17 protein-coding genes and 5 tRNA genes are annotated in these 26,225 nt (G+C 49.4%); 8 read left to right on the plus strand and 14 right to left on the minus strand.

From position 1 onward, the window contains the following. Positions 1 to 137: 137 nt before the first annotated feature. The gene (locus tag CBP31_RS08015) at positions 138 to 842 is read left to right on the plus strand and encodes a tetratricopeptide repeat protein (protein ID WP_151898798.1); all 705 of its coding nucleotides are present in this window, start codon (positions 138 to 140) and stop codon (positions 840 to 842) included. A 435-nt stretch (positions 843 to 1,277) separates the two neighbouring features. On the opposite strand, the gene recG is transcribed toward CBP31_RS08015, so the two are convergent. The 8 genes from recG to CBP31_RS08055 all read right to left on the minus strand — a co-directional run bounded on the left by recG (position 1,278) and on the right by CBP31_RS08055 (position 13,776). Then, positions 1,278 to 3,350: an ATP-dependent DNA helicase RecG gene (recG, locus tag CBP31_RS08020; RefSeq protein ID WP_087036158.1), complete on the minus strand. Its 2,073-nt coding sequence runs from the start codon at positions 3,348 to 3,350 to the stop codon at positions 1,278 to 1,280. Between the two features lie 428 nt (positions 3,351 to 3,778). Continuing rightward, positions 3,779 to 5,128, minus strand: coding sequence for a CDP-diacylglycerol--serine O-phosphatidyltransferase (gene pssA, locus CBP31_RS08025; protein WP_087036160.1), 1,350 nt, complete (start codon positions 5,126 to 5,128; stop codon positions 3,779 to 3,781). 108 nt (positions 5,129 to 5,236) lie between these two features. Beyond that, entirely contained in the window at positions 5,237 to 7,027 is a 1,791-nt protein-coding gene (locus tag CBP31_RS08030) for an aminopeptidase P family protein (protein ID WP_087036162.1), read from the minus strand. A 455-nt stretch (positions 7,028 to 7,482) separates the two neighbouring features. Then, positions 7,483 to 8,364, minus strand: coding sequence for a DMT family transporter (locus CBP31_RS08035; RefSeq protein ID WP_087036165.1), 882 nt, complete (start codon positions 8,362 to 8,364; stop codon positions 7,483 to 7,485). 93 nt (positions 8,365 to 8,457) lie between these two features. Continuing rightward, positions 8,458 to 8,655 (minus strand): hypothetical protein, encoded by a 198-nt coding sequence (locus tag CBP31_RS08040; RefSeq protein WP_087036168.1) that lies wholly within the window; start codon positions 8,653 to 8,655, stop codon positions 8,458 to 8,460. Between the two features lie 286 nt (positions 8,656 to 8,941). Then, a complete protein-coding gene (locus CBP31_RS08045) occupies positions 8,942 to 12,016 on the minus strand; it encodes a multidrug efflux RND transporter permease subunit (RefSeq protein ID WP_087036170.1) in 3,075 nt (1,024 codons plus the stop codon). Positions 12,017 to 12,028: 12 nt separating this feature from the next. Further along, positions 12,029 to 13,180, minus strand: a complete 1,152-nt coding sequence (locus CBP31_RS08050; protein WP_087036172.1) for an efflux RND transporter periplasmic adaptor subunit — start codon at positions 13,178 to 13,180, stop codon at positions 12,029 to 12,031. Positions 13,181 to 13,209: 29 nt separating this feature from the next. Then, positions 13,210 to 13,776 carry a TetR/AcrR family transcriptional regulator gene (locus CBP31_RS08055; protein WP_087036174.1) on the minus strand — a complete coding sequence of 189 codons (567 nt, stop codon included), beginning with the start codon at positions 13,774 to 13,776 and terminating at the stop codon, positions 13,210 to 13,212. 236 nt (positions 13,777 to 14,012) lie between these two features. Here CBP31_RS08055 and CBP31_RS08060 point away from each other — a divergent pair. The 6 genes from CBP31_RS08060 to CBP31_RS08085 all read left to right on the plus strand — a co-directional run bounded on the left by CBP31_RS08060 (position 14,013) and on the right by CBP31_RS08085 (position 16,078). Continuing rightward, positions 14,013 to 14,089 (plus strand) — tRNA-Arg (locus CBP31_RS08060). Between the two features lie 85 nt (positions 14,090 to 14,174). After that, positions 14,175 to 14,250: transfer RNA gene (locus CBP31_RS08065), tRNA-His, on the plus strand. Between the two features lie 36 nt (positions 14,251 to 14,286). Continuing rightward, positions 14,287 to 14,371: transfer RNA gene (locus tag CBP31_RS08070), tRNA-Leu, on the plus strand. Between the two features lie 55 nt (positions 14,372 to 14,426). Continuing rightward, a tRNA-Pro gene (locus CBP31_RS08075) sits at positions 14,427 to 14,503 on the plus strand. 45 nt (positions 14,504 to 14,548) lie between these two features. Beyond that, a tRNA-Pro gene (locus tag CBP31_RS08080) sits at positions 14,549 to 14,625 on the plus strand. Between the two features lie 628 nt (positions 14,626 to 15,253). Then, positions 15,254 to 16,078, plus strand: coding sequence for an IclR family transcriptional regulator (locus CBP31_RS08085; RefSeq protein WP_087036176.1), 825 nt, complete (start codon positions 15,254 to 15,256; stop codon positions 16,076 to 16,078). 169 nt (positions 16,079 to 16,247) lie between these two features. Here the strand turns inward: CBP31_RS08085 and CBP31_RS08090 are convergent, their stop codons facing one another. From CBP31_RS08090 to gcl, 6 genes are all read right to left on the minus strand, one after another. After that, positions 16,248 to 17,489: a saccharopine dehydrogenase family protein gene (locus CBP31_RS08090; RefSeq protein WP_087036179.1), complete on the minus strand. Its 1,242-nt coding sequence runs from the start codon at positions 17,487 to 17,489 to the stop codon at positions 16,248 to 16,250. A gap of 52 nt (positions 17,490 to 17,541) precedes the next feature. Beyond that, positions 17,542 to 18,645 carry a carboxynorspermidine decarboxylase gene (locus tag CBP31_RS08095; protein WP_087036181.1) on the minus strand — a complete coding sequence of 368 codons (1,104 nt, stop codon included), beginning with the start codon at positions 18,643 to 18,645 and terminating at the stop codon, positions 17,542 to 17,544. 223 nt (positions 18,646 to 18,868) lie between these two features. After that, positions 18,869 to 20,323, minus strand: a complete 1,455-nt coding sequence (locus CBP31_RS08100) for a YfcC family protein (RefSeq protein WP_169712993.1) — start codon at positions 20,321 to 20,323, stop codon at positions 18,869 to 18,871. 599 nt (positions 20,324 to 20,922) lie between these two features. After that, positions 20,923 to 21,810, minus strand: a complete 888-nt coding sequence (locus tag CBP31_RS08105) for a 2-hydroxy-3-oxopropionate reductase (protein ID WP_087036186.1) — start codon at positions 21,808 to 21,810, stop codon at positions 20,923 to 20,925. 96 nt (positions 21,811 to 21,906) lie between these two features. Beyond that, positions 21,907 to 22,692, minus strand: a complete 786-nt coding sequence (gene hyi, locus CBP31_RS08110; protein ID WP_087036188.1) for a hydroxypyruvate isomerase — start codon at positions 22,690 to 22,692, stop codon at positions 21,907 to 21,909. Between the two features lie 67 nt (positions 22,693 to 22,759). After that, complete coding sequence (gcl, locus tag CBP31_RS08115) at positions 22,760 to 24,538, minus strand: glyoxylate carboligase (RefSeq protein ID WP_087036190.1); 1,779 nt, start codon at positions 24,536 to 24,538, stop codon at positions 22,760 to 22,762. A 1,024-nt stretch (positions 24,539 to 25,562) separates the two neighbouring features. Here gcl and phaP point away from each other — a divergent pair. Further along, positions 25,563 to 26,192, plus strand: coding sequence for a TIGR01841 family phasin (gene phaP, locus CBP31_RS08120; protein ID WP_087036191.1), 630 nt, complete (start codon positions 25,563 to 25,565; stop codon positions 26,190 to 26,192). Positions 26,193 to 26,225: the final 33 nt, after the last annotated feature.

The raw sequence follows: 26,225 nt of genomic DNA on the forward strand, positions 1-26,225 counted from the left end.
TATTGTTCTGTTCTTCTCATTTGAGGCTTTTTTTGTGAGAGGATATGCTCTATATCTTAGAAAATAGAGGGCATGGTTGTGTTAAATAAAAAAGCATTGATGTGGGTGTTCGGGGGGTGTTGTGTGGTGCTGTCAATTTGCAAGCCATTGCGCAGGTCCCATCACTTCTTAAGCATGATGCTGAATTGGGAGATGCTGAAGCTCAGCTTGTGTTAAGTGGGGTATATTTTAGAGGTGACGGAGTGCCGCAAGATTATAGTAAGGCATTGTATTGGGCTCGTAAGGCCGCCGAGCAGGAGTATGTAGTCGGACAGGTTGCTTTAGGGATTTTTTACGATGAGGGTGTCGGAGTTCCGAGAGACCCCGAGCTGGCGGTGTACTGGCTTCGTAAGGCGGCGGAGCAGGGTCATGTGGATGCGCAGAATAACTTGGGTTCTATGTTAGTTAGCGGTGAAGGGGTGTCGAAAGACGCGAAGCAAGCTGTGTATTGGTTTCGTAAAGCAGCGGAGCAGGGGCATGCGCGCGCGCAGTCTAATTTAGGAACTGCGTACTATAGGGGTAATGGGGTCCCTGAAAACTTTAAGAAGGCTTTAATTTGGAGTCGAAAGGCCGCAGAGCAAGGGCATGCAGAAGCGCAGGCCTTAACCGGGATTCTGTACTTGCGAGATGAAAGAGCACCAGAGAACTCTAAGAAAGCTTATGCTTGGCTCTCTGTTTCCGTTGCAAGCGGTGATAATAAAGCTAAAGAACTTCGCGATATAGCGGCTGAATCTCTTTCTCCAAGTGAGTTGAGAGAAGGGCAAGCGCTGGCCGCAGAGTACTTTGAAAAATATAGCGATTGATATGCTCTAGTAGCTAGTTGTTGGAGAGACGATTTTTACCATAACGCATAGTTACCTGCAGTTATCGGTAGTTAGGATTCATGCTGGGATTGTTAAAATCTGTGGCATGCATAAATCATTATGCTTACGAGTTGGCACTCTGCCGACGGCTGTTACCGATCCAAGTTAGGTTTTAACCCGTTCCGCCTGCGGAGGAATGCGAGAACAAGCGTTCGCCTACAAAATCCAAACCAGCCTGTATATTCGGTCTCTGTTTCACCTGTTACTTTTGCATGTGTCTAGTCTCGGCTCTTACCATCAAGATCCCTTTCAGGTCTGATCTCTATTTTTCCGTGTTCTTCCGTGCTTTCGTAGCAATGAGCCGTGGCAAAAATAGTTCTTAGCTTTTGATTTGTCTTTAGCTAGGCGCTTTGTGCTCGGCGCTTAGCGCTGCCTTTAAACCTTCCCATAATGCTCGCGCTCGCCTAGCCAGCGGCGGATCAGTGGGGCTGTGGCTTCTGGGTGTTTGTCGGCTAAATAGCGGGCGATGCGTTGTACTTCGGGTAATAGATATTGGTCGCGGATCAGATCGGCAATTTTTAAGTCCGCAAGGCCAGTTTGTTTGGTGCCTAATAGCTCGCCGGGGCCGCGAATTTCTAAGTCTTTTTGGGCAATAATAAAGCCGTCGTTGGTGTCGCGTAGCACGCCTAAGCGTTGGCCGGCGGTTTTGGTAAGAGGCGCGTGATACAAGAGCACACAGTGGGAGGCGACCGCACCTCGGCCGACGCGGCCGCGTAATTGGTGCAGCTGCGCCAAACCTAAACGCTCGGGATTCTCGATGATCATTAACGAGGCATTAGGTACGTCTACGCCCACTTCTATTACCGTAGTCGCCACCAATAAATCTAAGTTACCGGCTTTAAAGTCCGCCATGACGGTGAGCTTTTCGGCGGGCTTCATGCGGCCGTGGACTAAGCCCACTTTTAGTTCGGGTAATTGGGCGGTGAGCTCGGTGGCGGTGTCTTCCGCCGCTTGGCATTCCAATACTTCAGACTCGTCAATTAAGGTGCACACCCAATAGGCTTGGCGACCTTGCTCGCGGCAGACTTCTCGTACCCGAGCCACGATTTCTTCACGGCGGGTATCGGGCATGGCCACGGTTTTTACAGGAGTACGGCCCGGTGGCAGTTCATCGATAATTGAGGTGTCGAGATCCGCGTAGGCAGTCATGGCCAAAGTGCGCGGAATGGGGGTGGCGGTCATGATCAACTGATGGGGATAAAATTCCCCTTGGCTGCCTTTTTCACGCAGTGCCAAACGCTGGTGCACACCAAAACGGTGTTGCTCATCGATAATGACTAATTCCAGTGCATTAAACTGCACTTCTTCCTGAAACAGCGCGTGGGTGCCGACTATCATGCCCACTTCGCCGCTGGCCAGTCGCGCCAGTTGCTCGGCGCGGGCCTTGCCTTTTACCTTGCCGGCTAACCAGCCTACTTGAATACCTAATGGCGCTAACCAAGCGGCAAAGTTATTGGCGTGTTGTTCGGCTAACAGTTCGGTGGGCGCCATTAACGCCACTTGGCCTTGATTACCGATGACGTGCAGTGCGGCCAGTGCCGCCACCAAGGTTTTACCTGAGCCTACATCGCCTTGTACGAGGCGCATCATGGGCACCTGCTTGGCTAAGTCGGCGGCAATGTCTGCCACCACTCGCTGCTGGGCACCGGTGGGTGTAAAGGGCAGTTGCGCTAAAAAGTCATTAATGAGTTGTTGAGGATAATGTAAGCCGCGCGCCTGATGAGCTTGGCTTTGCTCGCGCACTTTAAGTACCGACAAATTATGGGCAAGCAGCTCTTCCATGATCAACCGCTGCTGAGCAGGATGGCCGCCTTGCTCTAGGGTGAATAAGTCCACGTCTGCCGGTGGGCGATGCAACAGCTGCAACGCCGCGTTTAAGCTCACTTGTTTGTCGTATAATCCGCTGGGTAGCCATTCTTGTAATGGCGTTTGCGCAAGTAAAGCCAGCGCTTGGTCGGTGAGTTGGCGCAAGGTGATTTGGCGCAAGCCTTCGGTGGCACCATACACTGGCGTTAAGTTGGCTTCGCCCGTTATCGCTTGGTCGCCTAACTGCAGGCTGTATTCTGGATGGATAATCTCAAGGCCATGCTGGCCGGGGCGAATCTCGCCAAAGGCACGAATTTTTGTGCCAGCGGTGAGGTTATTCATTTGGGCGGCGGCAAAATTAAAAAAGCGCAGCGTTAGACTGCCGCTGTCATCACGCATGCGACATAACAGCATGCGTTTGCGGCCATAGCTAATATTGCTGTCGACGATTTCACCGATCACAGATACATGCATGCCGGGCATTAAGTCGCCGATGGCATGCACACGGGTGCGGTCTTCATAGCGCAGCGGCAGATGAAACAGTAGATCCTGCACCGTGCTCAAGTTGAGCCGTTGCAGTTTTTCTAACATCTTGTCGCCTACGCCCTTGAGCAGACTGAGAGACATCTTGTCCAGATTCATAACGGCCTCACCTGTAAATATGTACAGAGAATAGCAAAGGCTTGATTAAAAAGGGAGTAAAGGCAGCGCCGAGCGCCCCGCATCTAGCGCCTAGCCAACATATAAACACCGCTCTTGGGTTAGCTTGGTGCATCAGAACCTACTGCGTAGGTTTTCGCGGCTAAAGCGCGCGACTACATTCTTGCAATATGCCTATATCGGCGTCGCTGTTGGCTCGTCCTCTTACTCTTTACGCTTCACCCCTCACCAACTTATTCAGAACTGATCACTATTGTTCCTTGTTTTGTCCGTGCCTTCCGTGGCAAATAGCTCTAGTCACTAAGATCCAAAGTGAGATGTTGATTTTCATCAGCAAGACGGCAAAAAACAACAAAACGCCGCACTCTGGGAATGCGGCGTTTTGTTGGATATTGAGCTGGGCGCTGTGTTTAAAGCAATCTCTTCAGCAACACATTGGCTCGGGTGCGTTGTACGCGTTTTAGTAGCTTTTGCACCGGTACTGGGTAGTCGGCCATTTCTTCGATTTCTGTGAAATGCTCGATGCGCTGGCAGTGTTTGAGAATATTGTTTTTTTCTTCCTCAAAGCAAGGCTGTAATAATCGCTCGGGATCTTGTAATAACAAGCCGTTTTCTAAATCTAGGCCCCAAGCGCGGGGGTTGAGATTATTGCCGGTGATCATGGCCAAGTCGTCATCTACAAACATGCCCTTCAGGTGATAGGAGTTGCGCTCATGGCGCCACAGCATGATGTTCAACTTGCCTTGATAAATAGAAGTTTGGTGGGCACGGGCAAAGCGGCGCAGATTGGTTTCATATAAATACGGCAGGCCGCCTATGGTGCGAAATGGCTCATCGGGGGAGATGTAAAAGTCGTTGGCAGTTTTATCACCAATCACCAAAGTTACGGTCACGCCTTTCTTTAATAAGGTGCGCACATCTTTGGCCAGCGGTTTAGGTAAGTTGAAATAAGGCGTACAAATAAACAGCTGTTGTTCGCTGCTGCGCAGTAGGGTGCGGATGGCGCGGTTAAGGTGGTTGCCTCTTTTACCTAAGCCCGCGAGCGGCGTGACCGACACTTGACCGGTTTGGCGAGGCTCGTCGTCAAACTGATACTCAGCACGCTTCATTTGCGGTTTAAATTGGCGGATCACCGAGCGCAGCTGGCGTGCCGAGGGAATATGCTCTTCAAGCAGTGAAGGTACTGCCGGATTATCTATAAACAGCCGCGTCATGTAATCAATCATGGTGTCGGCCAGTGCCGCATCGTTGAGTTGATGATAACGGTCGAAGCGATAGCGCTCTTGCTGGTGTAGATAAATGTCGTTGAGGCTGGCGCCGGAATAGAGCAGCGTATCGTCAAAGATAAATCCTTTAAGGTGCAGCACGCCCAGCACTTCGCGACCTTTAACCGGCACGCCGTAAATATTAATCGACTCCGAATAACGGTCGGCAAACTCTTGGTACATCTTGTGGTTACCACCTTGGCCTTTATGACCAATCAGGCCCCGTTGGGCGCGATGAAAATCCACAAATAAACAAATATCTAACGCCGGATTGGCTTGTTTGGCTTCATGCAGCGCGGTCAAAATCTCTCGGCCGGCCTCATCATCTTGTAAATAAAGAGCAACCAGATAAATGCGCTGTTGTGCGGCTGCAATAAGTTCCAACAACCTTTGCTTAAAGCTTTGCGCCGAATACAAAATTTGTATTTGGTCTGCATCCACCGCCAAGCTAGGCAGGCGGTGCAGTAAGGAGCGGTAATGTTGAGCTAATGGCATAAGTAGATCCGGTTAATGAATTGTCGCTCAAGACCATACTCAAGCGACAATATACACGGGCAGTTTAGCGAATTTTAGCAAACGGCGGCAAATGACAGCGTGCTCACTTTATAGGGCGCGCGTTGCCTGCTCCAGCCAAATCAGATCTGTCCCACTTAATTGCGGGCTAATTTTAGCCCACACTTGGGCGTGATACTGATTAAGCCAATCAATGTGCTTCGGCTCAAGCCAAGCAGTATCCACTAAACGACGGTCGAAGGGCACAAAGGTCAGCGTTTCTAAGGCGAACATCGGAATATCCCCGCCTATGTTGGCTGGCTGCACCACTTGTAGGTTTTCACAACGAATCCCAAAGGCATCTTCCCGATAATAACCGGGCTCGTTAGACACTATCATGCCGGTAGTCAGCGCAGTTTGGCTGCCTTTGGGTGAAATGCGCTGCGGGCCTTCGTGCACGCTTAAGTAATGGCCCACCCCATGGCCGGTGCCGTGATCGAAGTTATAGCCTTCTTGCCACAAGGGCTGGCGCGCTAATACATCAAGCTGTTGGCCACAGGTGCCGGCCGGAAAACGCGCGGACGCTAAGTCCATATGGCCGCGCAGCACCAGCGTAAACAGCTTCTTCATTTCCGCATTAGGCGTGCCGACCGCCACGGTGCGGGTAATATCGGTGGTGCCATCCAGATACTGGCCGCCAGAGTCCACTAAGTAAATAGCATCTTGACCTAAGCGGCGCGGCGTACCGTTGTCATGACGATAATGACACATGGCGGCATTAGGGCCTAAGGCAGAGATAGTACTAAAGCTGGGCTCTACAAACTCATCGTTGGCGGCACGGAACTGTTCTAGTTTGTCGGCCAAACTGCCTTCGTCTTCCAGCTCGGGGTTAGCTTGGCTAACGCGGGCATCTAACCAAGCTAAGAAACGGCATATGGCGGCACCATCACGCAGATGGGCGGCGCGACTGCCGTTTACTTCTACCGGATTCTTGCAGGCTTTAGGCAGCATGCAAGGGTCATCGGCATAGACTAACTCGGCGCCGGCTTCACTTAAGGTGAGTGCGCTCCACGCGTTAGCGGTGGTGGGATCAAGTTGCACCCGTGCGCTTTTATTACCCAATGCTGTGAGCGCCGCTGTGAGCTCGGCTACCGGATGCAAGGTAACGTCGGAGCCGCTGTGGGCGCTTAAGTCTAAATCGGCAAACTTAGCGGGATCGGCAAATAATTGCACGCTACCATCTTGATGCAATAAGGCAAAACTCAGCACCACCGGCAAGCAGTCGATATCGCGACCGCGGATATTCAGTAGCCAGTTAATGGGCTCCGCTTGGGTGAATAATTGCGCATCTATATTCGCTGCTGCTAAATCTTGGGCGATGCGGCTGCGCTTAGCTTCGCTGTGCTGGCCGCTGTAGTCTTGGCTAAGCAACAGTGCCGGATTAGTACCGGGTTGCGGGCGGTCGTGCCACTGAGCATCAATTAAGTTCTCACTTACTGGCACCAGCGAGATACCTTGTTCCGCCAGCTTAGGCTCGGCATTTTCATACCACTGCTGGCTGTGTAAATGCGCGTCAAAGCCCACGCTATCTCCGTTACGCAGTTGGCTGAGTAGCCAATCGAGATAGGGCTCGCTAATAAGATGATGATAATTAAATAAGCTCGCGGGAGCTTGTTGGCGCACTTGTACCGTATAGCGCCCATCCACAAACAGGGCGGCCTGTTCGGCTAACACTACGCAAGCTCCGGCGGAGCCCGTAAAGCCGGTCAGCCACGCCAAGCGCTCCGCGTAGGGCGGAATATATTCACCCAGATGTTCGTCATCGTGGGGCACAATAAAGGCCTGCAGATTTTGGTCGGCCATGGCATGGCGAATCGCTGCGAGGCGCTGAGCGTGTGACATTAGGGCTCCTTAATGAGAATGCAGTAATGGCGCGAGGCGCCTTGGCTAACGGTAAGCTAACCGTTAACTAACCGTAAGTTAAGTAGTAAGGCGACGGTGAGCTATTGGCGGTCAGCTACAGACTATAGCAAAACCTAAATCACAGCGGTAAGGCTTGCGCCGCACCATAGGGCGATATTTTGTAGCCCGTCCGTCTCTTTAATAAAGAGGACTTCGGCGGTCCCGTCTCAGCGGGAATGTATTTTAAAACTATTCTGCTTCGCAGAACTTGCAGCTAAAGCGCAAGACTACAAAGTACCTGATTACGTAAGAACCTCCGCCATAATGTACCCTGTTTCGCTTGTCACTTTTGCTTGGGTCTAATCTCGGCTCTTACCATCAAGATCTCTTTCAGATCTGATCTCTATTTTTCTGTGGATTCGGTATTCTTCCGCTGCGAAAAATCTTTAATCTCTTCATGGTTTAGTTTTGACCTGCTGGATAAGCAGCGCGGTCACTATCATTACTAAACCGACTAGGGTGGCGGGGTAAATCTGTTCGCCCACCAAAAAACGTAACAGCAATAATGAGGCGAACGGCGAGATAAAAATTAAGTTAGAAATTCGCGCCGTGTGCTCGGCATGGCGCAGCGCCAGCAGCCAGAGCACAAAGGCGATGCCCATCTCGAACACGCCCACATAAATCGCACCCAGCCAACCTTGCCAGGCGATTAACTGAAAATCCGACCATAGCGCGGTGGCGGCCACCACTAACGGCAGGGCTAATAAGAAGCTCAAAGTGAGGCTGACCAAGGCATCGCCTTGATGGCGGGTATTTAAAATCCAATATCCCGCCCACAGTAGCGTAGAAAATAACGCCAACGCCACCCCCAGTGGATCTTCAAAATCAAGACTGAGTAAGTTGCCTTTAGTGGCAATCACCATGGCCCCTAAATAGCCCAGCACTATGGCTATCCAGTCTTGCTTGCGGATGGTTTGCCCTAAGAAGGGCACCGCCAGCAGGGTGAGGGTAATCGCCCAAGTGTAATTCAGCGTTTGTGCTTGTTGTGCCGGCAGCCGATCGTAGGCCTGAAACAATACCAAGTAATAGAGGGTAGGGTTAATCAGCCCCAGCAACAGATAATAGCCCGGATGGGCTTTTAAGCTTTTGGCCAACAAGGGCAGTTTGCCTTGCCAAGCTAAGATGCCGAGCAATAACAGCGACGAGGTGACAGTGGCCACCAGCAGTAACTGTGCCGGCGAAAAGTAGCCCAGCGAGAGCTTAAAGGCGGTGGCAACGGTAGACCAACAGGCGACGGCACCTAGGCCGTAAAGGTAGGCTTTTTTTTGATTTTTCATGGTTGCTTGTTTGTATTTGTCAGTTTTTATATACCAGTTTTTATCTGTTTTTTGATATCTATCTGTTGGTAAGTCGCTATTGCTATCAAGCGGCTATTCAAGCGTCTCAAAAGGGCGTTGTTTTTCTTTTTCTAATACCAACTCTTCCAGTACTTGTACTCGCTCGTGCAGCTGCAAATTTTGGGCTGCTAACTGCTCAACGCGTTGTGCTACATCATGGTGGCTGCGGCCTTGGTTTACCATCAGCAAGACGGCGGCGATGGCTAACCCTAATAATATTATTCCCAGCATCTGGCTGCTCCTTGGTTATTTTTATATAGCGACTTAAGGTAACACGATCTTAGGAAAACCCGACCAAGACAGTGCCGAACAAGTGGGTACCCTACCAAACCCCACCTGCATTTAGCCCATACATTCTCTAATTCTGTAGTCTCCGCTCACTTGTTCGGCGGCCAGCAGTCGCGGCATCTACGAAGTAATGGGGGGAGACTAACGCGCGTCTGATTTTCAGCTAATAAAAAGGGCTGCAAACGCAGCCCTTTTATGTTTATTAATTATGCCGAAAACCTAGCACAAATTAATGGTTATCTACCGTCTTGGGTGCTTGGTCTTCATCAAACACCGGCAGCGGCTTGTGCTGTGAGGCCAAGAAGGTGTAAATCACCGGCAACACAAACAGCGTAAACAGCGTACCAATACTCAAGCCCGATACGATAACGATACCCATACCAAAGCGTGAGATAGCACCGGCGCCCACTGCAAAGAGCAGCGGTACTAAGCCGGCCACCATGGCGGCAGTGGTCATCAAGATGGCGCGTAACCGAATGCGTGCGGCGATGCGAATGGCATCGTGACGGTTGGCACCGGCAAGCTGCTCTTCTTTGGCCACTTCACACATCAAGATACCGTGCTTGGTGATCACACCGACCAAGGTTATTAGCCCCACCTGAGTATAAATATTCATGGTGGCAAGCCCCCATGCCAAGGCAATTAGGGCGCCTGAAATGGCCAGCGGTACCGATACCATAATAACCAAGGGGTCACGCACACTTTCAAACTGCGATGCCAACACCAAGAAGATGATGAACAAGGCCAGTAAGAAGGTCATGTACAGCGCGCTACCTTCGGTCACAAACTGACGAGCGCCACCTAAGTAGTCGTGGCTGTAGCCTTTAGGCAGGTTGGCCGACACTTCTTGCTCTAAGAAGTTAATGGCATCACCCATGGATACACCCGGCGTCAGTACCCCACCTATGGTCGCTGAGTTCAGCTGGTTATAGTGCGGCAAAGAACGAGGCTGTGCTTCCATGGTGATTGACACTAAGTTCGCCAGCGGCACCATGTCGCCATTTTGCGCGCGCACATAGTAATCATTGATCGAGTCCGGATTAAGGCGATCTTTACGATACACCTGTGGGATCACCTCATAGCTGCGGCCATCTAAGTCCACGCGGTTTACGTAGCCATCACTCATCATGGTCGACAGCGTAATGGCGATGTCTTGCATGGTGATGCCATAAGCACCGGCTTTATCTCGATTCACCTTGATTTTCATGGTGCCGGAGTCAAAGGCCAAGTCCAGCTCGCTATAAACGAACATCGGGCTTTTGCTGATTTTTTGCAGCACATCCGCCGCCACTTCATACAGGCTTTCAAACGAGTTAGGCGTGGTCAGCACATATTGCACCGGCAAACCGCTTGAGGCACCGGGCAATTCAGGAAACTCAAAGGCACTGATCGCTACTGCAGGAATGGCTTGCAGCCCTGGAGTCAGTCGGTCGATAACGGCTTTTTGGCCGTCACGCTGGCTCCATGGCTTAAGTACGGCAACCGCCAAACCTTGGTTAGCATTTGGTACACCGGCGATGGTCAAAGAGGTGGCTAAGCCATCTTCTTTATTGAGCACATCAACTGCCTTAAGCATGTTGTTTTCGATGTAATCCAGGTTGGCCGAGTTAGGCGCTTTGGCCATCATCAAGAAGGCACCTTTATCTTCACTCGGTGCCAGCTCACTAGGAATAAAGCTAAACAACACTGGCATAGAAGCGAAAACTAACACCGCAAAGGCAATCACCACCGCGCGCTTCGCCAACACTGCATCTAACATGCGGGAATAGTTGTGGGTCAGCTTATCTAGGGTAGTTTCTACGGTACGTTCGAAGCGATTAGGATTGGTGTGCGGTTTTAATAACTTAGAGCACATCATAGGAGACAGCGTTAACGCCACTATTCCTGAGATAAATACCGCTCCCGCCAGTGTTAACGCAAACTCTTTAAACAGCGAGCCGGTAACACCGTCCATCAAGGCGATAGGCGCATACACGGCCGCCAAGGTGATGGTCATGGTAATAACCGGCACTGCTATCTCACGGGTACCAATAATGGCGGCCCGATACGGCTCTTCCCCAGCTTTGATATGCCGGTCTACGTTTTCTACCACTACGATGGCGTCATCCACCACCAAGCCGATGGCGAGTACCATGGCCAGTAGCGTCATCAAGTTAATACTAAAGCCAAAGGCGCTCATCAGTATCGCCACACCAATCAGTGATAACGGGATGGTGATGATCGGAATAAGCACCGCACGAAACGAGCCTAAGAACAGAGTGATCACGATAACAACGATTAATGACGCTTCCAGTATGGTTTTAATTACCTCACTGATCGACTCGTTAATGGCGTCGGTGGCGTCGTACAACAGCTTCATTTTGATGGTATCAGGCATGTTGCTTTCAAGCTCAGGCAACATGTTACGCACGTTTTCTGCCACGCTCAGCGGGTTAGCAGAAGGCGTAGGGTCAACACCTATTACTACTGCAGGTTTACCGTCTGCCAGCGCGCGTACTACGTCGTGACTTCTTTCCAGTGACACTTGAGCAATATCGCGCAGGCGCACCACCCCATCATCGCGAGTGGCGACCACCAAGGATTCTAGCTGTTCGGGGTTTTCTATTTGGGTGTTGATATCACTGTTGTAGACCATGAAATAGCCAGTGACCTGACCGGCGGCCGCTTGGAAGTTGTTCGCCTGTAATACCGACAAGACTTCCGGCGCGGTGAGCTTGTGGCCCGCCATGCGCAGCGGATCTAACCAAATACGCAGTGCAAACTTAGCACCACCAAATAGGTTGATCTTGGCCACCCCATCTACCGAGTAAAACTGCGGCCGTATTACGCGCTCTAAATAGTCGTTGATCTGAGGGGCACTCAGCTCGTCACTACTAAAGGCGATATACATGATGGAAGTAGAAGCACCGGTAGTCATTTCTAGGCTGGGATCTTCTGCCTCGCGCGGTAGCTGGGATCGCACCGAGTTCACTCTGGCTAAAATATCCGCCAGCGCGGCATTAGAGTCGGTGTTCAGCTTCATTTGCACGGTAATACTTGAGCTGCCGTTACGACTGCTCGAACTCATAAAGTCGATATTATCGGCCTGAGCAATGGCTTGCTCTAGGGGCTGAGTAATAAAGCCCTGAATCAGATCAGAGCTGGCACCGAAGTAACCGGTACTCACGGTGATCACGGTATTGGTCATTTCTGGGTATTCACGCACCTGCATTTTTTGCAGCGCTTGCAACCCGAGCAGCACGATAAGCAAGCTTATCGATATCGCCAGCACCGGTCGCTTAATAAAAATATCAGTAAAACGCATCAGATTCTCCGCTTACAGCTGGGGCGCTGACGCTGGGGTGTCCAGCGCATCGTTTTCTACTGGCTTCACATGACTGCCGTTAGACAAACGCACCTGACCCGAGGTCACGATCACTTCGCCAGCTTTTAGGCCTTTAACTACGCGGGCATAATCATCCTCACGCTCGGCCACTTCTACTACTCGTTGTTTTGCTACCAGCACCGGCTCGGCGTCTTTGTTCGCGTCTGCCTGCTCTTTGCCTGCTTCTGGCTGCTGCTCTTCAACTACATACACAGTTTGGCCGTAGAGAGTGAAGTTAATGGCTTGCTGTGGCACCAAAATCTGCGCGGTTTGCGTCGGCAGCTGTACGTCCAACTTGGCAAACATGCCGGAACGCAACTTACCATCTTGGTTAGGAATACTGGCTTGCACCTGCACTACACCGGACTCAGGATTAATTTGCGGCTCAATGGCGGTGATCTCACCTTCAAATGGCGTAGTTGGGTAAGCATCGACAAAAATATTCAACGACTGGCCTACGGCGATATCTGCGATACGGGTTTGCGGAATGGTAAAGCGAATGCGGAACTGGCTGATATCTTCTAAACGGGCAATATCGGAACCTGCATTCAGATACTGACCGAGATAAGCATTACGAATACCCATCACGCCATCGAACGGCGCGCGTATGGTACGACGAGCAATGGTTGCTTTCAGCGAGTCTACTTGGCCGATCAGTTCTTGATAATTAGCTTGAGCATCATCTAACTGGCCTTGAGAAACTGAGCCACGGGCCAGCAGCTGGCGGGTTCGCTTTAAGTTGGCCTGTACCGAAGGCACGCGGCCTTGAGTACTGCGCAGGTTGGCTTTTTCTACGTCGGCATCCAGTTCGAGCAAAATATCACCGGCTTTTACTTTCTGGCCGGACTCAAAATGAATGGCGCGCACAATACCCGTCGCTTCGTTGCTGATATTGATGCCTTGGATCGGCTCAATAAAACCGATGGCAGCAATACGCGGCGTCCAATCTTTGGGGGTAATCTCAGTGGTGGTCACCGGAAAGCTAGGTACCGGCATGTTGGCGAAGTATTCGCCCATCATCTTTTGTTTAAATAAGTTAAAGCCGATGACGCTGCCGAAAATAAGCACTACCAGCAACAACATGGACAATGTCCATTTTTTCATTAGTCTACTCCCGCAACTTTTATAAGATATTAACGTTTAAGAATGGCGTTCCAGCTCGCATCAAGCAGCTGTTCATATATGTCATTATTGAGCTCAATACAGCCTTTGGTGCACTTCTGGATCAGTAACATAAGGTTCTCAAGCGCTAAAAAGCCGAGTAACTCAGCGGGCAAATCGCGAAACAGCCCCTTGACTCGGCCACACTCGAAAAACTCATGCACTGGCTTAAAGTAGCGTTCATCCATTAGCCGTTCTTCTTCTCGGTTAAATAACGGAGAAGCTTCATACTGCACCCGATAACACAGGCTATCGGGGCTCGCTTGCAGATAGTGCATAGTGTTGAGCCAGAGCTGGCGAAACTGAGCGTAACTGGGCTCCTCGGCATCGACATTTTGCAGTATAGCGGTTGCCGCATCACGTAATCGTTCTTCGTGTACACAGCGTAATAAGGTTTCTTTATCAGAAAAATAGCGGTAGATGGTACCGGTCGCAACATTGGCGCGTGTTGCCACTTGTTGCATCGAAATACCGTGAAAGCCGCGTTGGGCAATCAAAGCTTCCGCTGAGCTTAGAATACGCTCGCGTTTATCGGGCATTAGGGTCACCGCATACAGTATAAAAGTGTATGAATGAACGTTCATTCATTCTGGAAGATTTTAGGTCTTTTCTTTGGTAAGTCAATCGTTCAACGCAGCGCAGATGCACCCCATATTCGCGAGCTCGCAGAGAAAATCAGCAGCTTGATGATAAAATCACCAACTAAGGCTTTATTGTGAAATAGTGCTGGACAAGAAGAGGGTGGAGTCTTAATATCTGCGTCGTCCGAATGTGAGCGCCCGTAGCTCAGCTGGATAGAGCGCTGCCCTCCGGAGGCAGAGGTCACAGGTTCAAATCCTGTCGGGCGCGCCATCTAGTACATGAAGACAATCTAGTATCAGAATAAAAAGCTTGGTAGACTAAGCCGAAGCAAAAAGAAAGTTAGTCAGGTTTAATGGTGATTGTAGCTCAGTTGGTAGAGTCCCGGATTGTGATTCCGGTTGTCGCGGGTTCGAGCCCCGTCAGTCACCCCAGTTTCAGGTTACGGCCTGGAAGTAGTAAAGAAATGTGCGAGGGTGGCGGAATTGGTAGACGCGCTAGCTTCAGGTGTTAGTGCCTTCGGGTGTGGGGGTTCAAGTCCCCCCCTTCGCACCACTACTTCAATAAGTTTGTAATTATGCTCTAACGGAGTATGATGCAAAAAGTTTTACGGCGTTTAGCGCAGCTTGGTAGCGCATCTGGTTTGGGACCAGAGGGTCGCAGGTTCGAATCCTGCAACGCCGACCAATTAAGAAAACTAGCGTAGCTAGTTTGAAAGTAGTAAAAGTTTTACGGCGTTTAGCGCAGCTTGGTAGCGCATCTGGTTTGGGACCAGAGGGTCGCAGGTTCGAATCCTGCAACGCCGACCAATTAAAGAAACCAGTCTAACGACTGGTTTTTTTTCGTCTACTATTTACCGTGATTACAGAAATACACCTGAGCGCAGCTTGGTAGCGCATCTCGTCACTTAGGAATAAGCGGACCAGAGAGGGTGTTTTCGCAGGTTCGAATCCTGCAACGCCGACCAATTAAAGAAACCAGCTCAAGTAGCTGGTTTTTTTCTGTCTGAAATTCAGGAAACACCGAAGTATCCCAGCGCAGCTTGGTAGCGCATCTCATCACTTAGGAATAAGTTGGACCAGAGAGTGTGTATTCGCAGGTTCGAATCCTGCAACGCCGACCAATTAAAGAAACCAGCCTAACAGCTGGTTTTTTTGTCTACGATTTACCAAAATTACGGTATACACCGAAATTTCTTTTGTAGGGTCCAATTTATTGGACCAAGATTATGGCTCGATCTCAATCACTGTTAAAACCATGCCACGATTTTTGTGCGAATACTTGTTTACCTAAAATAAGCGCCCCTACAAGAACCCCGTTTTTTACTAAGCTTGGCGCCGGGCGCTTGGTGCTCGGCGCTGCTTTTCATCACAAACAGGACTTAGTGGCTAAATAGCCATACAATGGCGTTAAGTCTCTGCAGATCATGGCAATATCATGACCGAAGAAGTAAAACCTAAAAAAACAAAAGCCAGCAAACCGACTAGCGCTACTCAAGTGCAGTCGCTTTCCCGTGCCTTATTATTATTAGAATGCTTGGCCAGCTCAGATCTGGGCATGTCGCTTACCGAAGTGGCCAACAGCCTAGAGCTCGCGCCCTCTACTACGCACCGTTTATTAAATAGCTTGCGCAGCCACGACTTCGTCGATGTGGATGATACCCAAGGCTTATGGAGCATAGGCGTGAATGCCTTTGCGGTAGGTAATGCGTACTTGAAAAAGCGCGATGTGATTGCCCAGTCGCGCCCCTTTATGCGGCGTTTAGTGGCCGATACCGGCGAAACCTCAAACCTCGCTATCTTAGAGCAAGATCGCGTGGTGTATGTGGGGCAGGTAGAATCACCGCAAACTATGCGTATGGTAGTGTCTTTGGGCAGCAGCTCGCCTTTGCATGCTTCCGGCGTAGGTAAGGCATTGTTATCTGTGGTGCCAATTAAAGATGCCATGGCGGTCATCAAGCAAACCAACATGGTGCCCTTTACTGAGCACACTATTACGGATGCCGACCAGTTCGCCGCCGAGTTGCAGCATATTAAGCAACAAGGCTACTCATTAGATGACGAAGAGCAATTTGAGGGTTTGCGCTGTATTGCCGCCAATATCTACAACGAATACGGGGAAGCCGTGGCGGCAATCTCGATTTCTGGCCCCGCCGTACGCGTAAAGCGTGAGCGCTTAGCGCACTTAAGTCAGCTAGTAGTGGATGCGGCCCAAGAAGTGACCGAGGTCATTGGTGGTAAAACACCGAAAGGGCAGCGGTAATAACAGTGCCTAATACCAAGCTAAAAGAGGGCATCGAAGGCAAAAATCTTAAATCGTTTTGACTTGCGAGCGTATCTTTTTTTAGCTTTATCGTTTTTAAGCCAATAAAAAAGGCCAGCCCCTAGGGGCTGGCCTTTTTGCTGTTCGCTTACTGAGTTAAATCTTAGGCTTAGAAGCTCAGTGGGCGATCGCCGTGTTCGTCTTTAATACGCGTAGGCATGCCCATGTCATTAAGTAGGTTAATGAACGGGCGGTGCGGCAGCTCTTCAACGTTGACCATGCGCGATACATCCCATTCGCCAGTGGCGATGAGAATAGCGGCAGCCACCGGTGGTACGCCAGCGGTATAAGAAATACCTTGGCTGCCTACTTCTTCATAGGCGGCTTCGTGGTCGCTGATGTTATAGATGAAGATCTCTTTGTCTTTACCGTCTTTCTGACCCTTTACCACGTCGCCAATACAGGTTTTACCTGTGTAGTTAGGCGCCAAGGAAGCAGGATCCGGCAAGATGGCTTTCACCACTTTGAGCGGCACTACTTCTAGGCCTTCGGCAGTGGTAACCGGTTGCTCAGACAATAAACCTAGGCTGTTGAGCACGTTAAACACGTTAATGTAGTGCTCGCCAAAGCCCATCCAAAAACGCACGTTGGGCACGTCTAGGTGGTGAGACAAAGAATGAATTTCGTCGTGGCCAGTCATATAGCTGGTTTGCATGCCGACTACGGGTAAGTCGTCGGTGCGCTTCACTTCGAACATCTTGTTCTTTACCCAAGCATTATTCTGCCAAGACCAGACACGACCGGTAAACTCACGGAAGTTAATTTCAGGATCAAAGTTGGTGGCAAAATAATGGCCGTGGTTACCGGCGTTGATATCGATAATATCGATGGACTCAACGCGGTCGAAGTAGTCTTCTTTTACTGCGGCGGCGGCATAGGTGTTCACCATGCCAGGGTCAAAACCCACACCCAGAATGGCAGTGATGCCGTTATCGGCACACAGCTGTTTGCGTTTCCACTCGTAGTTAGCGTACCAAGGTGGGTTTTCGCAGATTTTATCGGGATCTTCGTGAATAGCCGTATCCATATAAGCGGCACCAGTTTCGATGCATGCCTGTAGGACCGACATATTAATGAAAGGCGAACCGACATTGATCACCATTTGCGACTGTGTTTTGCTAATTAACGCCTTGGTTGCTTCAATATCCAGTGCATCCAATGCGTGAGCTTGCAAGTCGCCGGCAGTTTTTAAGCTGCCCTTTTCCTGTACGCTGTCGACAATTTGTTGACACTTCTCGACCGTGCGTGAGGCGATGTGAATGTTACCCAGAACATCATTATATTGCGCACATTTATGAGCAACAACTTGGGCGACACCACCGGCACCAATAATCAGAACGTTTCTTTTCATTTTTTTCCTCTAACCGCCTCCTTAAAAGGCTCTGTTATAGTTGATTCATGCCTCAGGAGAGGCTGTTCACAAAGTCGTTGAAACCGAACTCCTTAACCAACTCAACTTGTCCGTCGAGTTGACGTATAGCAATGGCGGGCATATTGACGCCATTAAACCAGTTTTTCTTCACCATGGTGTAACCGGCCGCGTCGATAAACGACAGTCGGTCACCCACTTTAAGCGGCTGCTCAAAGTTAAATTCACCAAAAATATCGCCGGCCAAACAAGACTTACCGCAAACCATGTACTCATGAACGCCATCATTGGGCGCCATTTTTGCGGTCTCGCGATAAATCAGCAGATCCAGCATGTGCGCTTCAATGGAGCTGTCGACGATGGCCAAATGCTTACCATTATAGAGGGTATCCAGCACCGTGACTTCCAGTGAGGTAGTCTGGGTAATGGAGGCTTCACCGGGCTCTAAGTAAACTTGCACGCCATAACTCTCACTAAAGGCTTTAAGGCGGGCACAGAAGTGATCAAGCGGATAACCTTCGCCGGTGAAGTGAATGCCGCCGCCTAAACTCACCCAAGTGATATTAGGATGCTTAAGCAAGTCGCCAAACTTGGCTTCTATGTCGCTTAACATATGATCGAACAAGGAAAAGTCATTGTTCTCGCAGTTGTTGTGGATCATAAAGCCGGAGATTTGCTCCAGCACTGGGCTGATTTCTTCAGCATTCCACTCGCCTAAACGGCTAAAAGGGCGGGAGGGGTCGGCAATTAAAAAGGCAGAGCTAGACACGCCGGGGTTTAAACGCAAACCGCGCACATGATTAGCAGACTCATCGGCAAAGCGAGTAAGCTGGCCAATAGAGTTAAAAATAATTTTATCGCTGTGGGCTAACACTTCTGCAATTTCGTCGTCGGAGTAAGCCACGCTATAAGCATGGGTTTCACCGGGAAATTTCAGCTTGCCGAGTTTGACTTCATTGAGCGAAGACGAGGTAGTGCCGTCCATGTATTGGCTCATTAAGTCGAACACCGACCAGGTAGCAAAGCATTTTAAGGCCAGCAGTGCTTTGGCTCCGGAATGTTCACGCACATAGGCGATCTTTTCCATATTGCGCAAAAGTGCGGCTTTATCGATGAGATAGTACGGCGTCTTTATCAACTAGGTCATACCTTCTGAACTGCGTTTACCTACCCAGCGCGAGCGCGGGAAAATTTGAAGCGCATGATTATAGTAGAAATGGTGAGCAGCTTCGAGCGAAATCGCCGCTATGACTTTGGGTGTAGTGTTGAAGCGTCGGTTTATGAGCGAATTTGTTGTGGTTTATCAAGTAGGAGCAACGAAAAAGGCCTCCCGTAGGAGGCCTAGATAAAAGCTGAGATTGTTAGCCAACCCATTGGGTGACTTGAGCGAAGATCAGGAAGCCCATAGAAATCATAATCCAGACTGCAAACAGCGGCAGAAAGAACTTAACCCACTTATTCCAAGACACGCCAGCCAGCGCTAGAGTTGCCATAAAGTAACCGGAGGTTGGATATAAAATATTGCCGAGTCCGTCGCCTAACTGGAACGCCAGTACTGCAGTCTGGCGAGTTACACCCACTAGATCCGATAACGGGGCCATGATTGGCATAGTGACTAGGGCTTGGCCGCTGCCCGAAGGAATGACAAAATTTAAGCCAAGCTGGGCGAAGAACATACCAATAGCAGAGAACATAGCCGGAAAGCCACCCACTAAGTTACCTAAGCTATAAACCAAGGTATCCATGATCTGGCCATCTTCTAACACCACAGCTATTGCCCGAGCGATGCCACAAATCATGGCGCCGACTAATACATCTCTGAATCCCTCATTAAATCCATCACAGATATCTTCAGTTTTAAGGCCGGCAATCAGGCCTACAACCACACCCATGATGATAAAGAGACCGGCCATTTCCATCATAAACCAGCCGCGGGTCATGACTCCCCACACTAGCAGACCAAAGAAGCTGAGAGCGGCCAAAGAAGCCCATTTCTGACGAGTGGTGGCGGTGAGTGATTGCTCGCTGGCACTGTGCAGATAACGGTCACGTTTTGCTTGTTCCTTGGCATCGTCGCCCATCAAACTCAGTGCAGGGTTATTGCGTACCTTGAGCGCATAGCGGGTGACATAGAAGATACCGACCAGCAAGATAAGCACAAAAGCCACGGCGCGTAAGAGCATGCCTGAGTAAACAGGCAGGTCAGCGAGCTGTTGGCCTAACCCAGTATTAATGGGATTAAGTATACCGGTGGCAAAGCCTGCAGTAGTGGCAACGAGTGCGACACCGGCTGCGGTGATTGAGTCAAAGCGTAGCGCTATCATCAACGGCAAGATAACGGGCACATAGACTAAGGCGAGCTCTTGGGTGCCGATAAGCGTGGCGATCACCGCGAACGTGGTCATCAATACCGGAATAATCACTATGGTGTTGCTGGCAAAGCGGCGGGTCAGCTTATCTACCCCAATTTCGATGATGCCGGTACGACGCAGCACCATAAACATACCGCCGATCATAAAGGTGAAGAATACCACCGCGCCTGCATCCATCAATCCCTTGGGAATGGATGTCATAAAGTCGACCAGTCCGACAGGAGTAGATTCGATCACCTGATAAGAGTTGGGATCAATAGTGGTACGGCCGTTGGGTCCTGGTACGCGCTCATACTGGCCCGCAGGTACGATATAGGTTAAAACAGCAGCGATTGCGCTAAACACAAATAAGATGACATAAATATGTGGCATCTCGAATGATTTTTTACTCTTTGTGCCGGTTTTTAGCGGCTGCTGGTCTATCTGAGAAGTGGGTGTTGTCATAATAATTTTTCCCTGCATTAAGCGCAGTAGTGAACCTGTTTAACGTTAAGAAGGCTGCTAAAAATCATCATCCTTAACTCATCCATCAGCGACTATGGTTCCCATGTCCGCTGACCTGCGAGTATTAATACTGTTTCGTTAACGATGTATCAATGGATTGGTAACTTTTATTTGTATTCTGTAACCAAGGTTGTATATCTGAAGGTGAGCAGTGGTATTAGAGGGGGATCTATGAAAGAGGAAAAAGGGTGTAAGCATTTAAATAACAAACATTTTTTGCTGTAGAGGACAGGCGTAGCAAGGTATTGAGCGAAAAAGATGATATTGAGATGTGTTTGAATCTTAGTTTTTATAGCGAGGTTAGACAGGAATAAAACGGGAGTATAACGAGGGTAGTACGAGATGAGAATGTGTTAACTGACAACGTAAAACTGAGTTTGAATTTCTCTAGCTTCTAGCTTCTAGCTTTAAGAAGGTGGGGCAGCGCAGCGATAATTAAGATCTTACACAAAGCCCCCTGAGTGAAAGCTCGTACTTATCTTTGCCTGCCCCGATTCTTAATTGCCCGCCACCCTTAGGTTAGCGGGCAAGCAACGAAATCACTCGCCGCGAATGTTGTGGTTAGCCAAGTGCTCAAGAGCCTTGATCAAACCAGAGTGGTCCCAACCAGCACCGCCCAGAGCGTTACAAGTGTTGAACAACTCTTGTGCGCCTGCAGTGTTAGGCAGAGAAACACCCAGTTCACGTGCGCCAGTCAGAGCCAAGTTCAGGTCTTTCTGGTGTAAAGCGATACGGAAACCAGGTTCAAAAGTACCCTTAACCATACGCTCGCCGTGTACTTCTAAAATTTTAGAAGAAGCGAAACCACCCATCAGTGCTTCACGCACCTTGGCAGGATCGGCACCGGCTTTAGAAGCAAATACCAGCGCTTCTGCAACGGCTTCAATGTTCAGGGCAACAATGATTTGGTTCGCTACTTTAGTAGTCTGACCGTCACCGTTACCGCCTACCAGAGTAATGTTCTTACCCATGATTTCGAACAAAGGGTTAATCTTGTCGAATACTGACTGCTCGCCACCAACCATGATGGTCAGAGTTGCGTTGATCGCACCCACTTCGCCGCCAGATACTGGAGCGTCTAAGTAGTCGGCACCAGTTTCGTTAACGCGCTTAGCGATAACTTTGGTAGCGATAGGAGAGATAGAAGACATGTCTACTACGATTTTGCCAGCAGACAGACCTTCAGCTACGCCGTTCTCACCAAACAGTACGTCTTCAACCTGTGGGGTATCTGGCACCATAGTGATGATAACGTCTGCAGCTTCTGCAACCGCTTTAGGCGTTGCCAAAGCAATACCTTTCTCGCCTACCAAGTCGGCAGGAGCTGCGTTGAAGTGCTCAGAGAAATAAAGGGTATAACCTGCTTTTTGCAGGTTCTCAGCCATTGGCTTGCCCATGATACCGGTACCGATAAAACCTATTTTCATCGTAAATTCCTTGTTAACTTGTGGGGTCAGTAGACACGCGATGCGCATCTCATACCTTTAAGAATTGCCGTGTTGCAGTGCAGCACAGTCAAAAATTTAGTTCAGGCTAGCGTAGTTCTTCAACCAAGTCAGACCGGCTTCGGTGGTGGTAGCTGGCTTATATTCGCAGCCAATCCAACCGTCGTAGCCTACTTCGTCCAAGTACTTAAACAAGAACTCGTAGTTGATCTCACCGGTACCTGGCTCGTTACGACCTGGGTTATCAGCCAACTGTACGTGGTTGATGTTGCTCAGGTTGTTTTTAACGGTACGGGCCAAGTCACCTTCCATGATCTGCATGTGGTAAATGTCATACTGCAGATACAGGTTAGCACTACCCACTTTTTCGCGGATAGACTGGGCTTGCTTGGTGTTGTTCAAGAAGAAGCCTGGAATATCGATAGTATTAATCGCTTCCATTACCAACTTGATACCGGCCGCTTCCAGTTTGTCAGCAGCAAATTTCAGGTTAGCAACAAAGGTGGCTTCAGCTTCGTCATAAGACACGCCAGCTTGCTGGATACCAGCCAAGCAGTTGATCTGGGTGTTGCCCAGAACTTTAGCGTATTCGATAGCCTTATCAACACCGGCTTGAAACTCTTCAACACGGTCAGGATGGCAAGCAATGCCGCGCTCGCCGCCGTCCCAGTTACCGGCTGGCAGGTTAAACAACACCTGAGTCAGACCATTGGCTTCCAGTTTGGCTTTAATGTCTTGGGCAGTTTCAGCATAAGGGAACAGATATTCTACACCCTTAAAGCCAGCCTTAGCGGCAGCTTCAAAGCGGTCCATAAAGGCCACTTCGGTAAACAGCATAGACAAGTTGGCAGCTAATTTAGGCATAACAATGTCCTTCATTAATTGGGGGCAAAAATAAGCCCAGCCGAGTGGCTGGGCTTTAAGGTATTAATTAATCAAGCAGAGAGATAGTAGCAGTAGGGGCATCGATGCCTTTTGCTGCTAATTCTTCAAACTCGTTAACTGCGTCAATTTCAACGCCCATAGAAACGTTGGTTACACGCTCAAGGATCACTTCAACTACTACTGGTACAGAGAATTCAGCCATCAACTTCTTAGCTTGTTCCAGTGCAGGAGCGATTTCTTCTGGCTTGTAAACACGGATTGCTTTACAGCCCAGACCTTCAACAACCTTAACGTGGTCAACACCGTACTCGCCCAGCTCAGGAGAGTTGATGTTTTCGAAAGACAACTGAACACAGAAGTCCATGTCGAAGCCACGCTGTGCCTGACGGATCAGACCCAGATAAGAGTTGTTTACCAGTACGTGGATGTACGGCAGTTTAAACTGTGCGCCAACGGCCAATTCTTCGATCATGAACTGGAAGTCGTAGTCACCAGAGATGGCAACAACGTTGCGAGACTTGTCTGCAGCAACCACACCCAGAGCAGCAGGGATAGTCCAACCCAGAGGGCCAGCCTGACCACAGTTGATCCAGTTACGTGCGCTGTATACGTGCAGGAACTGAGCCGCAGCAATCTGTGACAAACCAATGGTAGATACATAAGTAGTATCGCGACCAAAGACTTTGTTCATTTCCTGGTAAACACGCTGTGGTTTAACTGGAACGTTGTCGAAGTTGGTCTTACGCTGCATGGTGCTCTTGCGTTCTTTACACTCAGCAACCCAAGCAGAACGATCTTTCAGCTTGCCTGCAGCTTTCCATTCTTTAGCAACTTCTAAGAACAGATCCAAAGCAGCGCCGGCGCAAGATACGATACCCAGATCTGGGCAGAATACGCGACCAATCTGAGTAGGCTCGATGTCTACGTGGACGAACTTACGGCCCTTGGTGTAAACCTCAACCGAACCGGTGTGACGGTTAGCAAAGCGGTTACCAATACCCAACACGAAGTCAGATGCCAGCATGCTAGCGTTACCGTAACGGTGTGAAGTCTGCAGACCACACATACCTGCCATCAACTCGTGGTCGTCAGGAATAGTACCCCAACCCATCAGAGTAGGAATTACTGGAACGTTTACCAGTTCAGCAAACTCAGTCAGTTGCTTGTCTGCGTTGGCGTTGATAACACCACCACCAGATACCAACAGCGGCTTGTCTGATTCGTTCAGCATAGTCAGCGCTTTCTCGATTTGGATACGAGTAGCAGCTGGCTTGTACGGGATCATTGGAACGTATGCTTCAGCGTCAAATTCAATCTCAGCCATCTGTACGTCGAACGGCATGTCGATAAGAACAGGACCTGGACGGCCAGAACGCATGATGTGGAATGCCTGCTGGAAAGTACCGATCAACTGAGCGGGCTCCATTACGCAGATAGCCCACTTAGTTACTGGCTTAGCGATAGACTCAATGTCTACAGCTTGGAAGTCTTCTTTGTGCATGCGAGCACGTGGCGCTTGGCCAGTGATGCACAAAATTGGAATCGAGTCAGCCATCGCTGAGTACAAACCAGTGATCATATCGGTACCGGCAGGGCCAGAAGTACCAATACACAGGCCGATATTGCCTGGGTTTGCACGAGTGTAGCCTTCAGCCATGTGTGACGCGCCTTCAACGTGGCGAGCCAGTACGTGTTCAATTGAACCTAAGCCACGCAATGCTGCGTAGAAAGGGTTAATTGCGGCGCCGGGAACGCCAAAGGCTTTAGTCACACCTTCAAGCTCAAGGATTTTGGCAACTGCCTCGATTGCTTTCATTTTAGCCATAATCGGTATCCATTCATCTGAGGTGCTCTCGGCACCATTGTTGTTTATCCAGGGGTAATGATTACTGGCTCCGTCTAGTGAGAACGGTTGGTAGCTCAGTAACCCTTATCGTGATCATACAAAAAATACTGTGACGATCAACCAATTTATGGAAATCATTTTTACAATGTGGAAATTGTCAAAATGTCCAAGGAGCAGATCGGCACTGTTTGTATGAGCATTATGTTAATTCTATAGCAGCGTCTTGTGACTCGGTCTGTCTTACATCAATAAGGCCGCACTTTTACGTTGCCGACTCGTGCCGGTAGCGCTGAGTTGGATCACAAATTGAACACTAAAACAGAGGGTAAACAAAACCTACATCACACATCATAGCAATAATATGACGAAATAAACATTCTCTGCTGTTTTTGATTACAACTGTGTGAACAATTTACTCATTAAATTCTATAGTTCGTTAGCGCTTTATCTACCTACTGCTAACCTTATGCCCGTTAAGTAATAGAGAGCTAACGGGTTTTTGCAGGGTAGGTGTGTTAGGTGGTCAGTAGAGAGTACGTTTTAGGTAAGTAGCAGGGAGTACATATTAGGTAGGTAGTAGTGCGCTCACCGAACCATCAAGCGTAAACCATAGCTCAGCTATTAGCGTTAAATAAGATAAAACAAAAGGTACAGGCCAGATAAAAAGTCGGACGCGGCGCTTAGTCGGCTCTGCAACGCTAAATTTAACGCAGCTCTCTATAAGGCAACCTTCATGGTTTACGGCAAGCTAAATAAGCGCCAAGCCAGTGGTAGCGGCCAGTCGGCGGCCAAGAGCGAGCCTGCGGCAACACGCTTGCTGCACTATCTCAGGACTATCTCACCATTAGCGCAGCACTATTTTGTGCACTGCACAAAAGAATACTTGCCAATCCTTTTTGTGCGGTGCACAATAACTCCACGCCTTAAGCTAAGAAAGTAAGTGATGAAGTTTTCTTACAGGCGTATCAGGCAATTAAGCCCCCCAATTCTTTAGGAGATACAAATGTCTTTATTCAACACTGACCAGCTGCAAGCCACCTCACAAGAAAATTTGCAAGTAGCACAGAACTTAACCAACAACTTAATTGCTAACGCCACTAAACTGGGCAAGCTGCAGCAAGATGCATTCACTCAGTTAGTAAACAGCCAGTTTGCGTTCGCTAACAAATTGTTCGCAGTACGCGACATCAAAGATTTTGCTGAACTGCAAAACGAATTCTTGAGCCCTACTGCTGTTTTAGACCAGCAACTGAGCTTCAACAGCGAAGTGTTGGCAGTATTAACTGACAGCCAGCAGCAAGTAAGCCAGTTTGCTGACCAGCAAGTTGCTAAAGGTAGCGAGCAGATCAATGAAGCAGTTGAGAAGTTTGCCGGTCAAGCACCAGCAGGCAGCGAGCAGGCAGTAACGGCGTTAAAATCAGCCGTATCTAGCGCTAACCAAGTATTTGGCCAAGCACAAGCTGCATCTAAAGAAGCCGCTACTATTGCTGAAAACGCAGTAAAGCAGGCAACTGCACAGTCTGAGAAAGCCGCTCGTGAAGTAGCTCAAGCTACTGAAAAGAACATTGCTACTGCTAAAGCTGCAGCAGCAGAGCAAACTAAAGGCGCACGTAACGCCACTAAATCTAACTAATAAACACCACTATTAATCTCCAGTAATAGCGGT

The organism is Oceanisphaera profunda, assembly GCF_002157895.1.
Lineage (GTDB): Bacteria > Pseudomonadota > Gammaproteobacteria > Enterobacterales > Aeromonadaceae > Oceanimonas > Oceanimonas profunda.

What these genes read in the sequence shown, in the direction of transcription:
- pssA (WP_087036160.1), bottom strand. Translation starts at nt 5,128, where the DNA reads ATGCCATTAGCTCAACATTACCGCTCCTTACTGCACCGCCTGCCTAGC.
- CBP31_RS08030 (WP_087036162.1), bottom strand. Translation starts at nt 7,027, where the DNA reads ATGTCACACGCTCAGCGCCTCGCAGCGATTCGCCATGCCATGGCCGAC.
- CBP31_RS08055 (WP_087036174.1), bottom strand. Translation starts at nt 13,776, where the DNA reads ATGCCCGATAAACGCGAGCGTATTCTAAGCTCAGCGGAAGCTTTGATT.
- CBP31_RS08045 (WP_087036170.1), bottom strand. Translation starts at nt 12,016, where the DNA reads ATGCGTTTTACTGATATTTTTATTAAGCGACCGGTGCTGGCGATATCG.
- CBP31_RS08035 (WP_087036165.1), bottom strand. Translation starts at nt 8,364, where the DNA reads ATGAAAAATCAAAAAAAAGCCTACCTTTACGGCCTAGGTGCCGTCGCC.
- CBP31_RS08105 (WP_087036186.1), bottom strand. Translation starts at nt 21,810, where the DNA reads ATGAAAATAGGTTTTATCGGTACCGGTATCATGGGCAAGCCAATGGCT.
- CBP31_RS08090 (WP_087036179.1), bottom strand. Translation starts at nt 17,489, where the DNA reads ATGAAAAGAAACGTTCTGATTATTGGTGCCGGTGGTGTCGCCCAAGTT.
- hyi (WP_087036188.1), bottom strand. Translation starts at nt 22,692, where the DNA reads ATGCCTAAATTAGCTGCCAACTTGTCTATGCTGTTTACCGAAGTGGCC.
- CBP31_RS08085 (WP_087036176.1), top strand. Translation starts at nt 15,254, where the DNA reads ATGACCGAAGAAGTAAAACCTAAAAAAACAAAAGCCAGCAAACCGACT.
- CBP31_RS08100 (WP_169712993.1), bottom strand. Translation starts at nt 20,323, where the DNA reads ATGACAACACCCACTTCTCAGATAGACCAGCAGCCGCTAAAAACCGGC.
- CBP31_RS08040 (WP_087036168.1), bottom strand. Translation starts at nt 8,655, where the DNA reads ATGCTGGGAATAATATTATTAGGGTTAGCCATCGCCGCCGTCTTGCTG.
- gcl (WP_087036190.1), bottom strand. Translation starts at nt 24,538, where the DNA reads ATGGCTAAAATGAAAGCAATCGAGGCAGTTGCCAAAATCCTTGAGCTT.
- recG (WP_087036158.1), bottom strand. Translation starts at nt 3,350, where the DNA reads ATGAATCTGGACAAGATGTCTCTCAGTCTGCTCAAGGGCGTAGGCGAC.
- CBP31_RS08050 (WP_087036172.1), bottom strand. Translation starts at nt 13,180, where the DNA reads ATGAAAAAATGGACATTGTCCATGTTGTTGCTGGTAGTGCTTATTTTC.
- phaP (WP_087036191.1), top strand. Translation starts at nt 25,563, where the DNA reads ATGTCTTTATTCAACACTGACCAGCTGCAAGCCACCTCACAAGAAAAT.